Origin of the sequence: Accumulibacter sp. (assembly GCF_016789985.1) — a bacterium.
Taxonomy (GTDB): Bacteria; Pseudomonadota; Gammaproteobacteria; order Burkholderiales; family Rhodocyclaceae; genus Accumulibacter.
Genome location: NZ_JAEUOL010000119.1, coordinates 1 through 12168, shown reverse-complemented (window position 1 = coordinate 12168; position 12168 = coordinate 1). Strand labels below are relative to the sequence as shown.

10 protein-coding genes and 1 pseudogene are annotated in these 12168 nt (G+C 64.0%); 8 read left to right on the top strand and 3 right to left on the bottom strand.

Annotation, left to right across the window (positions count from 1 at the left end):
* The 6 genes from JNK99_RS06990 to JNK99_RS06965 form a co-directional block, all read left to right on the top strand.
* Positions 1-2786 (top strand): efflux RND transporter permease subunit (locus JNK99_RS06990; protein ID WP_291850624.1); only part of this gene is annotated, 2786 nt, incomplete at its 5' end.
* Positions 2779-4197: an efflux transporter outer membrane subunit gene (locus tag JNK99_RS06985; protein ID WP_291850621.1), complete on the top strand. Its 1419-nt coding sequence runs from the start codon at positions 2779-2781 to the stop codon at positions 4195-4197. The genes JNK99_RS06990 and JNK99_RS06985, both read left to right, overlap by 8 nt.
* Positions 4198-4394: 197 nt before the next feature.
* Complete coding sequence (gene ppk2, locus JNK99_RS06980) at positions 4395-5165, top strand: polyphosphate kinase 2 (protein ID WP_291850627.1); 771 nt, start codon at positions 4395-4397, stop codon at positions 5163-5165.
* 223 nt (positions 5166-5388) lie between these two features.
* The gene (gene malQ / locus JNK99_RS06975) at positions 5389-6915 is read left to right on the top strand and encodes a 4-alpha-glucanotransferase (RefSeq protein ID WP_291850618.1); all 1527 of its coding nucleotides are present in this window, start codon (positions 5389-5391) and stop codon (positions 6913-6915) included.
* A gap of 412 nt (positions 6916-7327) precedes the next feature.
* Positions 7328-8485, top strand: a complete 1158-nt coding sequence (locus tag JNK99_RS06970) for an HlyD family efflux transporter periplasmic adaptor subunit (RefSeq protein ID WP_291850615.1) — start codon at positions 7328-7330, stop codon at positions 8483-8485.
* On the top strand, positions 8482-8802 hold the full coding sequence (locus JNK99_RS06965) for a hypothetical protein (RefSeq protein ID WP_291850612.1): 321 nt from the start codon (positions 8482-8484) through the stop codon (positions 8800-8802). Before JNK99_RS06970 ends, JNK99_RS06965 begins: the two co-directional genes overlap by 4 nt.
* An 87-nt stretch (positions 8803-8889) precedes the next feature.
* Here the strand turns inward: JNK99_RS06965 and JNK99_RS06960 are convergent.
* Positions 8890-9228 (bottom strand): annotated as a pseudogene (locus tag JNK99_RS06960) (cupin).
* Between the two features lie 71 nt (positions 9229-9299).
* Between JNK99_RS06960 and JNK99_RS06955 the strand changes: the two are divergent.
* The gene (locus JNK99_RS06955) at positions 9300-10043 is read left to right on the top strand and encodes a DUF2796 domain-containing protein (protein WP_291850608.1); all 744 of its coding nucleotides are present in this window, start codon (positions 9300-9302) and stop codon (positions 10041-10043) included.
* A gap of 117 nt (positions 10044-10160) precedes the next feature.
* The gene (locus JNK99_RS06950) at positions 10161-10370 is read left to right on the top strand and encodes a hypothetical protein (RefSeq protein WP_291850605.1); all 210 of its coding nucleotides are present in this window, start codon (positions 10161-10163) and stop codon (positions 10368-10370) included.
* Between the two features lie 395 nt (positions 10371-10765).
* Here JNK99_RS06950 and JNK99_RS06945 read toward each other — a convergent pair whose 3' ends face one another.
* Both JNK99_RS06945 and JNK99_RS06940 read right to left on the bottom strand, forming a co-directional pair.
* A complete protein-coding gene (locus JNK99_RS06945) occupies positions 10766-11893 on the bottom strand; it encodes a helix-turn-helix transcriptional regulator (RefSeq protein WP_291850602.1) in 1128 nt (375 codons plus the stop codon).
* Positions 11894-11976: 83 nt separating this feature from the next.
* On the bottom strand, positions 11977-12168 hold a 192-nt coding region (locus tag JNK99_RS06940; protein WP_291850599.1), incomplete at its 5' end, for a transposase.

The window sequence follows — 12168 nt, the reverse complement described above, 5'->3', positions numbered from 1 at the left end:
TCGCCCTCTATTCGCCGAACGGTACCTACGACAACATCTTCCTCGCCAACTACTCGTACATCAACATCAACGACCAGATGACGCGGATCAAGGGCATCGCCAGCGTCACCGTCTTCGGCGCCGGCCAGTACGCGATGCGCCTGTGGGTGCGCCCCGACGTGCTGGCCAAGCTGAACATCACGATTCCCGAGATCATCAGCGCCATCCAGACCCAGAACACCGTCAACCCGGCGGGCCAGGTCGGCGCCCAGCCGGCACCACCCGGACAGGAATTCACCTACGCGGTTCGCGCCCAGGGTCGGCTGGTGACCGAAGAGGATTTCGGCAAGGTCGTCCTGCGTGCCAACCCGGACGGCTCGATCGTGCGCGTTTCAGATGTCGCCCGGATCGAACTCGGCGCCCAGACCTACAATATGGAAGGGCGGTTGAACGGCAAGCCGGCGGCCCTCGTCGCTCTCTACCAGATCCCCGGAGCCAACGCCCTCGATGCCGCGAACGGCGCCAAGGCGCTGATGGAGAAGATCAAGCAGGGCTTCCCGCCCGATCTCGACTATGTCATCGCCCTCGACACCACCCTCTCGGTCACCGAAGGCATCAAGGAAATCGAGCACACGCTGTTCGAGGCACTGGTGCTGGTCATCATCGTCGTCTTTGTCTTCCTGCAGGGCTGGCGCGCGACACTGATCCCGCTGCTGGCGGTACCGGTGTCGCTGGTCGGCACCTTCATGCTCTTCCCGCTGTTCGGCTTTTCGATCAACACGCTGTCGCTGTTCGGCCTGGTCCTGGCGATCGGCCTGGTTGTAGACGACGCGATCGTCGTCGTCGAAGCGGTTGAACACCACATCGAGCATGGCCTGTCGCCGAAGGACGCGACCCTCAAGGCGATGAGCGAGGTGACCGGCCCGGTGATCGCCATCGCCGTCATCCTCGCTGCGGTCTTTGTGCCGACCGCCTTCATCCCCGGCATCACCGGCCAGCTCTACCAGCAGTTCGCCGTGACCATCGCGATTTCCGTCATCATTTCGGCCTTCAACGCGCTGACCCTGAGCCCGGCACTGTGCGCCCTCCTGCTCCGCCCCAAGGTCAAGGGAAGCGGGCTCCTGCAAAAGTTCTACGACCGCTTCAACGAGGTTTTTGGCCGGGTCACCGGCGGCTATGTCGGCGTCTGCCGCCTGGCGATCCGCAAGAGCCTGGTCAGCCTCATCTTCATTGTCGGCATCGCCGCCCTTGCCGGGCTGTTCGGCAAGACGCTGCCGGCCGGCTTCCTGCCCGACGAAGACCAGGGCTACGTCTTCGCCGGCGTGCAGCTTCCGGATGCTGGGTCGCTGCAACGCACCTCGGAGATCGCCCGCCAGGCCGAAGACCTGATCAAGGATGTCCCCGGCGTCAAGTACGTCACCACCGTGGTCGGCTACAGCATGCTGAGCCAGGTGCAGAACACCTACAGCGCCTTTTTCTTTGTCACCTTCGAGAACTGGTCGGAGCGCAAAAAACCGGAGGAGCAGTACGGGGCAATCAAGGCAGAGCTGACCCGGCGCCTTTCCGGGATCAGCGGCGCCATCGGCTTCGCCTTTCCGCCACCGGCGATCCAGGGGGTCGGTGTTTCAGGCGGCGCCACGTTCATCCTGCAGGACCGTGCCGGCAAGGACATCGAGTTCCTCGCCGAGAACACGAACAAGTTCCTCGAAGCAGCGCGCAAGCGCCCCGAACTGGCCAGTGTGACGTCGACATTCCGCCCGGTCGTGCCGCAACTGTTCGTGGACGTCGACCGCGACAAGGTGCTCAAGCAGGGGGTCAACATCAAGGAGGTCTACCAGACGCTGCAGTCTTTCCTCGGCAGCGGCTTCATCAACTACTTCAACCGTTTCGGCCGCCAGTGGCAGGTCTACATCCAGGCCGAAGGTGAGTTCCGCAACGACATCGAGAATGTTGGCCAGTTCTACGTGCGCAGCAAGGACGGCCAGCCGGTTCCGCTGTCTGCGCTGACGTCGATCCGCAATATCGCCGGCCCCGAGTTCACGATGCGCTTCAACCTGTATCGCAGCGCGCAAATCAACGCCTCGGCAGCGCCCGGTTACAGCTCGGCGCAGGTGACGCGCGCGCTGGAAGAGGTCTTCCACGAAACCATGCCCAGTGAAATGGGTTTCGACTACTCGGGCATGTCCTTCCAGGAACAGAAGGCAGCCCAGGGCGTCTCGCCGGTCGCCATCTTCGCCTTCTCGCTGCTGTGCGTCTTCCTGATCCTCGCCGCCCAGTACGAGAGCTGGTCGCTGCCGTTCTCGGTGCTGCTCGGGACACCGATCGCCGTCGCCGGGGCTTTCGCCGCGCTGCTGCTGCGCGGGCAGGAACTCAATGTCTATGCGCAGATCGGCCTCGTCATGCTGATTGGCCTCGCCGCCAAGAACGCGATCCTGATCGTCGAATTCGCCAAGATGGAATACGAGAAGGGCGAGTTGTCCCTGGCGGACGCGACCCTGAAGGGCGCGCAGCTGCGCCTGCGGCCGATCCTGATGACCTCGTTCGCCTTCATTCTCGGCTGCGTTCCATTGGCTCTCGCCAGCGGTTCCGGCGCCATCTCCCGCCAGGTGATGGGCGGAGCCGTCATCGGCGGCATGCTGGCGGCGACGGGCATCGCGATATTCATGATCCCGGTGACCTTCTACGTCGTCGAACGGCTCAGCCATCGCGGCAAGACCGACGCCTATCACGGCGAAGGCGGCGAGGCCGCCACCGAGTCTTCAGGCAGACCGACCGGCACCGGGAAAGAAGGAGACGACCATGCGTAAGCCCATCGCCATCGCTCTGCTGTCGCTGCTGGCAAGCGGCTGCATGATCGGGCCCGATTACGTACGTCCCCAAGTGGAGACGCCGACCGCCTGGCGACTCAGTGAGCAGGATGCCCGCGACCTCGCCAACACGGCCTGGTGGGAGCAGTTCGGAGACCCGGTGCTGAACGATCTGGTCAGCACTGCGCTTCACGCAAACAAGGACCTGATGATTGCCACAGCGCGCGTCGAAGAGTTTGCCGGCAACTACGGCATCGTTCGCGCGGCGCTCTTCCCGCAGGTCGGCGCCGGCTACGAAGCCAGGCGACAGAGGGACGTGAGCGCAGCGGTACTCGGCGCCGGCGCCGGCGACACCTTCAACAGTTACCAGGCCGTGTTGAACGCCAGTTGGGAGATCGACATCTGGGGCCGCATCCGCCGCCAGAGCGAGGCGGCGCGCGCGCAACTGCTGGCCAGCGAGGAAGGACGACAGGGCGTCATCCTGTCACTCGTCGGCAGCGTCGCCAGCGCCTACATCAACCTGCGCGACCTCGACCGGCAACTGGAGATCGCCCGGTCGACGGCCAGGAGCCGCGGCGAGTCCTACGAGATCTTCAAGCTCCGCTTTGCCGGGGGGATCATCTCGTTGCTCGAGCTGAGCCAGAACCAGTCGCAGTACGAGGAAGCCCTGGCCACCATCCCGCCGCTGGAAAAGGCCATCGCCCAGCAGGAGAACGGCCTGAGCGTGCTGCTCGGTCGCAACCCCGCTCCGATCGCCCGCGGCAAGAACATTGATCAGCTCACACTGCCGGCGATTCCGGCCGGTCTGCCCTCCGATCTGCTGGAACGGCGACCCGACATCCGGCGCGCCGAACAGAACCTGATTGCCGCCAATGCCCTGATCGGTGCCGCCAAGGCAGCCTACTTCCCGACCATCTCGCTGACCGGATTCTTCGGTTATGCGAGCACCAGCATGAGCAAGCTATTCGACAGCCAGTCGAAGGTGTGGCAGTACGCTGCGCCGATCAGCATGCCCATCTTCACCGCCGGCGCCATTGCCGGCCAGGTGCAGGCCGCCGAAGCAACACAGCAACAGGCCCTGTTCAGTTATCAGAAAGCAATCCAGGAAGCATTCCGCGAAGTCAACGACTCGCTGGTCAGCCAGGAGCGTACGCATGAACAATTGAAGGCCCAGAAACGGCAGGTCGAGGCGTTGCAGACGTACGCAGCTACCGCCCGTCTGCGCTACGAGAACGGCTACACCAGCTACATCGAAGTCCTTGATGCCGAGCGCAGCCTGTTCAATGCACAACTACAATACACGCAGACACAGCAGGCACAGTTCCAGGCGATGATCAACCTCTACCTGGCTATGGGTGGCGGTTGGGTGAGCGAGGCAGAGAAAATGGCGAGTGCGAACCCTTCGCAGTGAGGCTTCGCCACGCCGTCACACAATAGGCAGCACAGCATTATCCACAGACCTCTTGAAAGGACCAGACGATGGGTAAGAAAGGAAAAACAGGAAAAAAGGTCAGGGCCGAGAAGGTGATCAACCCGGACATGCCGGCAGAGTCGACGGAAAACGAAACGCCAGTGCCAGTCGAGGCGCCGGCCGAACCGGCAAAGAAGATGTCCAGCAAGAGGTACCTCAAGGAACTCGAGAAGCTCGAGGCCGAGCTGGTCCATCTGCAGACCTGGGTGATCGACAAGGGACTCAAGGTGGTCCTCGTCTTCGAAGGCCGAGACGGCGCCGGCAAGGGCGGCACGATCAAGGCCATCACCGGCCGGGTCAGCCCGCGCATCTTCCGGGTTGTCGCGCTGCCGGCACCGACCGAGCGCGAGAAGACCCAGATGTACGTGCAGCGCTACCTGCCACACCTGCCGGCCGCCGGCGAGGTGGTGATCTTCGACCGCAGCTGGTATAACCGGGCCGGCGTCGAACGGGTCATGGGCTTCGCCAGCGACGAGCAGGTACAGGGTTTCCTGCGCCTTGCGCCGCTCTTCGAAAAGCTGATGGTCGATGGCAACAACATCATCCTGCTCAAGTACTGGCTGGAGGTGGACATGGACGAGCAGACTCGGCGCATCGAGGCGCGCATTACCGATCCGCGCAAGCAATGGAAGCTCTCGCCGATGGACCTCAAGTCCTACAGCCGCTGGTACGACTATTCGCGCGCCCGCGACGACATGTTCAAGGAAACGGATACCGCCTGGGCACCGTGGTTCGTCGCCAACTCCAATGACAAGAAGCGGGTGCGGCTCAACATCATCAAACACATCCTGAGCAGCATTCCGTACGAGGTCGTCAAACAGCCGAAGATCACTCTGCCGAAGCGGCAAAAACCCGGTGATTATGTGGAGAGCAAGCTGCCGGTGCGGCACGTCCCCGAAGTTTACTGAGCTGACACCGGGCCTGAAGCGGCTGCCGCCGTCGCACGCCTGCGGCGGCAGGTAGGGCATGCGGCGCCTGCATGTCGGCGGCGGCAGCCGGACAGGTCTCGTGTGGCACCGTCCCCCTCCCCCGCGCCCCCTTCCCGAACGCTGGCGACTGCCTCGCTGGAAGGGTGCCCATTAAACACCAAGGCCGTGCACCGCAACACCCGAATCGAGCAAGAGGACCGGCATGACCCACCATCCCCGCCGTAACGGCATTCTCCTGCACCCGACATCGCTGCCCGGCCCGCACGGATCGGGCGACCTTGGACCGGCGGCCTACCATTTCGTGGACTGGTTGCTTGGTGCCGGCCAGTCGCTCTGGCAGGTGCTGCCCCTGGGCAGCGTCGGGCCGGGCAACTCGCCCTACATCAGCCCGTCCGCTTTCGCCGGCAGCGAACTGCTGATCGACCTCGGCCAGTTGCGCGACGCCGGCTGGCTGAGCGACGCCGACCTCAGAACGGTACCCGCTTTTCCAGTCGGTCGGGTCGATTACGACGCAGCAAGGCGCTTCCGCATGGCGCATCTGCGACGTGCCGCCAAACGCTTCTTCGCCCATCCGGCGGCGTCCGAGCATACTGCCTTTGACGCATTTTGCGCCAGCGCGCGCGGCTGGCTGGATGATTACGCGCTGTTCATGGCGCTCGACAGCGTGCATGGCGGCAATGGCAGAATGTGGCAGGATTGGCCGGCCGCACTGGCCCGTCGCCAGCCAGCTGCACTGCACGACGCGCAGCACAAGCACGCCGACGAGGTCCAGTTCTGGAAGTTCTGCCAGTGGTGTTTTGCCAGACAATGGGCCGCCCTGAAACAGTATGCCAATGCGCGCCACATCGAGATCGTCGGTGACCTGCCGATCTTTGTCGCCGCGCACAGCGCCGACGTGTGGGCAAACCCCGCCCTGTTCGACCTCGATCCGCAAGGCAGACCACGCGTCGTGGCCGGCGTGCCGCCCGACTACTTCAGTGCCACCGGCCAGCGCTGGGGTAATCCGCTCTACCGCTGGTCGGCGCATGCTGCCGAGGGCTATTGCTGGTGGGTCGAGCGGATGCGCCAGACGATGCGCCTGTGCGACATCGTGCGCATCGATCACTTCCGTGGATTCGAGTCCTTCTGGGAGATTCCCGCGGCGGCAGAAACGGCGATCGACGGGCAATGGCGACCGGGCCCCGGTGAGGCCGTTTTTGACGCCATGCGGCAAGCACTGGGGGATGCGCATGGACGACTGCGCATCATCGCCGAGGATCTCGGCATCATCACCCCTCAAGTCAATGCCCTGCGTCAGGCGATCGGCCTGCCCGGCATGCGCATCCTGCAGTTCGCCTTCGACGGTGATGCGGGCAACCCCTATCTGCCGCACAACTACGAGGCCAACACCGTGGTCTACACCGGCACGCACGACAACGACACGACGCGCGGCTGGTGGGAGTCGCTTGCCCATCCCGAGCAGGAATACGTGCGCGCCTACCTGGGGAAGGACGACGCGGCCGGCGACGAAATACACTGGCAGTTGATCCGCCTCGCCTGCGCCTCGGTCGCCACGATGTGCGTCATTCCCATGCAGGATGTCCTCGGCCTCGACGCAACCCACCGCATGAACGAACCGAGCCGCAGCGAGGGCTCCTGGGAGTGGCGTTTCCACTGGCAGCAGGTGGCGGACAAGCACGCCGGACGCTTGGCCGAACTGGCACGGCTATACGGTCGGCAACGCGCTTGAGGCTCGTTCCCGACGCCCCGGCAGGAACCATGGCCGCTTCGGCACGGTCGCCAGCGAACTCGCTGGCTGACTGCGCGGCTTGACCGGACCGTTGCAAGCGACGGCGCTGACCGTGGTTGCCGAAAGCTCCGTCATCGACACCCAGTTCAGCTCCCTGCGAGCGACGGGCAAGCTCATGGCCTGCCACGAACGAACCACGGCAGACCTTCGGCTGGTTCGCCAGCACGACCTAGGCGCCTCAACAGCCACGCTCGATCCGTAGCAGGCTGGCTGGAAGCACCGGCGAGCGGCCGCAGCCCCCGCCGGCTGAGGTAGAATGGCGCCCGACTGGCGACCGGCAAGGGGACATTCGATCCCCGGCAAACGGGCCGCACCCAGCCAACACCCGTCCCACTGTACGGAACATCAGATCATGAGCAGCAGACCACGACCTGCCCTTTTCTTCATGGCCGTGGCCGTGATCACACTGCTCGCCGGGGCCTACGTCTGGCAACACACGAAGCCGGCCACCCTGCCCGCGGGCTTTGTCGCCGGCAATGGCCGAATCGAATCCACCACCATCGACATCGCCACCAAGTCTGCCGGCCGAGTGCTCGAGGTGCTGGTCAAGGAGGGCGATTACGTCGAGCCTGGGCAGGTCGTGGCACGCATGGACACGCAAGCTCTGGAGGCCGAGCTGCACCAGTTGCAAGCCAAGGTGAAACAGGCGGAGAGCGCCGGCTCGACAGCGCTTGCCGTCAGCGCACAGCGGCAGGAAGCCGGGGCAAGCGCGGCTGCACTGGTCACGCAAAGACGGCAGGCCAAGGCCACCGCGCTCGCCTCACTGGCCCAGAGCGAGAGCGAACTGGCTTTCGCCAGGCATGAGTTGAAGCGTTCGGAGGAACTTGTCGCCAAGGGCTTCATCACGGAACAGCGGCTGGAAGCGGATCGCAACCGGCTGCAGGTGGCAATGGCAGCGCTCAATGCCGCCCGCTCGCGGGTGGCTGAAGCACAGGCAGCAATCGAAACGGCACAGTCACAGACGCTCGAAATGCAGTCGGCGATTGAGGCGTCGCGATCGCAGGTCAGCGAGTCGGTCTCCTCGATCGAAGCGGCCATCGCGGCCACCGAGAAGCTCCAGGCGGACATCGGCGATGCCACCCTGAGGGCAGCACACGGTGGCCGCGTGCAGTATCGCACGGCCGAGCCGGGTGAGGTCCTCCCGGCCGGGAGCAAGCTGCTCACCCTGCTCGACCTGTCGGACGTATACATGAGCGTTTTCCTGCCGGAGACGATAGCCGGCAAGGTGGCGATTGGCGCCGAAGTCAGACTGGTGCTCGACGCCGCACCGCAGTACGTCATCCCGGCCCGCATTTCCTTCGTCGACCGCGCGACCCAGTTCACTCCGAAGACGGTCGAGACGACCAGTGAGCGTCAGAAGCCCGCTTTCCGGGGCAAGGCGCAGATCGATCCCGGACTGCTCAGCAAATACCGCAGCCAGGTCAAGACCGGGCGGCCCGGCGTGGCCTATGTTCGTCTCGACCCATCGGCACCATGGCCGCCGCATCTGCAGGTGAAGCTGGCACAATGACCCTGGCGCCTGGGCCCGGTCGCCGGCCGGAAATCCAGCTCAACGTCGACGCCACGGTGATGATCCAGGCAGACAGTGGCGCCAACCACATCCGGAACGTCATCCAGCACGAGCAGGCCGGCTTCCTCGACATCTCCGGCGAAGCCGTGATCAAGGTCGTCAGCCGCTCAAAGTTCAATCCCAACCGCGAATCGCCATGGTTCGTCGCGGTCATGCAGGTGGTCAACAACATCACCCTGCTGGCAATCTTTCTCACCGGTGCTGTGCTGATCCGCGAGTTGCGCTTTCGCAAGACGGTCGGCGAATTGCAGGGCTGAACCTGCTCGCGGCGCCTACGCGCCGCTCGACGCCGAACACACGCGACAACCCGGCTCGGCCACCAGCCGGACACGAAACCCTCCATCTCAACCCGCGACCCTGTCAGCCGCGTAATACGGCGCCAGCCAGATGGTCAGACGATCGAGTGCCGTCCACTCGACACGGTGCCTCCGATGTGCCGCAATATCGATGAAGTCTCCCGCCTTGAGGTGGCGTGGCGAGGGTTCATCCGCGAAGCGCAGCAGGGCCTCGCCTGGCAGCAGCAACACTCATGCGCCCGGCTCCTGGTCGTACCAGAAGCCCTCCGGGCTAACCTGGCTGCTCGACACGATCCGTTCGACGACCAGACCCGGCCGCCGCAGGAGTTCCCCGAACTGCTCGACGCCCTCTCCGACCTCGGGCAGTGTAGCAAACAAGTTGTTCAATCCCGACTGCTCCTCAGGCAGGTTTCATGAAACCTGCCGCAGCCGGACCGATTGTTCAAGGAACTGCCCTCATGAAGCGTTTGGCCTTGTTGTGCTGCCTCGTCACCGGCGCGCTGTCCTCGTCGGCTATTGCCGGCAACCCCGCTGCCCACATCCATGGAACCGCCAGCCTGCAATTGGCGAGTGATGGCAACACCCTGACCCTGCAGCTCGATACTCCGCTGGAAAAGCTGCTCGGTTTCGAACGTGCGCCGCATAGCGAAAAACAGAAACAGGCAGTGCGCGCGATGGCCGAAGTGCTCACGCCCTCGCCGGCCGCCCGCTGCACACCCATGTCGGTCGAGTTCGCATCGCCGGTGCGGCAAGCGGTACCGCTCCCTGCCGGCGACAGGCATGCCGACCTCGCCGGTAATTTCCTGTTCCGCTGCGCGAGTCCAGCCGCGCTGCGCGACATCGAGGTCGGTCTCTTTCAGACCTTCCCGAAGCTGTACCGTGTCGACGTACAGGTCGCAGTCCACGCCGGCAATCCGCCACCCGGCTGTCACCACAGTAACACCGCGTATCCTGGGGCCATGCTCGAAACGGTCATCCAGATCGAAAACCCGCGTTTCCGCTGGCAACCCGATGACGCCTTCTGCCTCGACATCCCGGACTTCACGGCCTGCCACGGCGAGCGTATCTTTCTCTACGAAGGAGATCATCGCGGCCCTCGTCGACCTGAAAAGCCGCGCCGCGATCCTCAAGGTGCAGCGGCAGATCAACCAGTAGTATGCCACCGAGCCGCTGCTCGCCGTCTTGCCGGGCATCGCCCTTGATCAGCTCTGGCAGATGGCCGGGTTTGCCGAGCGCACCCTGCTCGCGGTCTCGGCAATGGTCGTCACGGTCGGTCTCGCCGGGCTGGTCGCCGTCGTTCTCTCAAGCCTCGGCGAACGGTGCCGCGAGCTTGCCATCCTGCGTTCGGTGGGTGCCCCGACCGACCCGGCGACGTCTTTCTGCTGCTCGCGGCCGAAAGGCTCTTCATCACCCTGCTCAGCGTCGTTCTGGGCGTTGCATTGCTGACGCTGCTGATGGCCACGCTCGCGCAGGCACATTCCGGCCTAACCTTGTCCCTGTGCTGGCTTTCCGGCGCTGAACTGGTGTGACTGGCCGCGATCATCGGTGTCGGGCGGGCTGGTCGCCAGCCTGCTCCCCGGCTATCGCGCCTACCGCCTGTCGCTGGCGGATGGTCTGACGCCGCGTCTGTGACCGAGCAAATTGGCCTACTGCGATGGACGCAGAAACGTCGCGCAGGATCGGTTGCACACACATCGGCACACGGACGACCTTCGTGACAACCCGCGCCGGAAAGGAGAACCGCCACCGTTGCTCCGTGACGAGCTCGGTCATCCAGTAGGCAAGTCGAAAACCGACTCGAGGCGTCCGGCACACACAACACTGCCACCACTCGAGCAAGACCAAGCACAGCTTGCTTTGTCGCAACAAGACGGCACCCCATCCGGATCGCGAAGAGGCGCTTGAGTTTCGGACGGCCACTCGGTTAATTGTCGCGCACGCGGCGCGTCGGAAGCGCCACTTCATTTGTCCCGAAAACCCGGGTCAGCAACTCGGCTCGGCTGTGGACACCGATGCGGCTATAGATTTCCTGGAAGTGATCTCTCACTGTCTGTTCGCCAATGCTGATCTGCCGGGCGATCTCGATATTGCTCAAGCCACGCAAGGCCCAAGTCGCGATTTCGGACTGCCGCGGCGACAGACCGTATTGCCTCAGTCGGCGTACCAGATCAGTGCGCGGATGAAAGGGTCGCAGGACGACAATGGTCGCGCCTGAGGGAACCTGGACTGGCCCGAAACAGGCGTCCGCTGGGTGGCTGGCCCCGGGCATGCAGTCGCTCATCGCCAACCCGGCCCTTTCCTCGGCGAAGGGGCGCAGCAGACTCGCCGCCGACCATGGCAAGCGCCCGAGACGAAAGGTTTGCGAGCGCAGCCTGAGTACTCCGCTCCCTTGCTGCTGTAACGCAGCGAGCACCACTGCGGCCGGCACTCCAGCGAGAAAGCGGCGAACCGCACCATTGAGGAAGAGCGTCTGACCACCACGGGAGAAGACGGCGATTCCGATTTCCTCGCGCTGCAGCGGGTCTCTCGCCAGACCACGCAGAACGACTGCCCGTGCGAGATGCGGTCCGATGTGATCGAGCACTACCTTCTCGTCACTCGTAAAGTCTGGCTCGTGCTCCTGGCGATGCACGCTGACTACCGCAACCGGCTGTTGCGCGACGCCGGTGAGCATACCTGTCGCGTGACGGTAGGGCACCTTCCGGAGGAAGTCGCTGAACTCGCTACGTCCGAGATCAGCGCCAGAGATGACTTCAGAAAGGAGCAGGGTCCGGTTGAGCAGGGTCGGGCCAGGCTGCTGCAGCACAAAGGGGTCCAGGGGTGCGTAGTGGACAAGATAACGCGCCATATCGTCCATGCTGCATTCGAAGCAGAACCCGGGCTGCAGTTCCATCGTCGCCTCGTGCACGGGCATGAACACGCCGCTGCTGAACGGCACCAACGAGCGCAAGGTCTCGAACACCGACCGCATCATCTCGCTGTCGTCAGGTGCGGCATAGGCGAGCTCGATCATCCGCAGCAGCGCACCCTCCCTACGTGACGCTTCGGGCATCTCGTTCCCTCCTTTCGCAAGCCTTGGGCAGCGCAACTTCTTTTTTGTAAAAGCCCCCAAGGGATTCCATCGGGATATAGCCATCAGTCATTCAGGTTGAGGTAGATTTTCCCGGTCATCCATTCCTCGTCGCATTCTGCCAGAAGGGCGGAGACAAGGCGCAGGCAGGAGTCGGTGTTGGGGAAGATCGACGCGACGCGGGTTCGGCGCTTGATTTCGCGGTTGATGCGTTCAAGCCCATTGGTGGTTCGCAGCCGGGTACGGTGGGCCGGCGC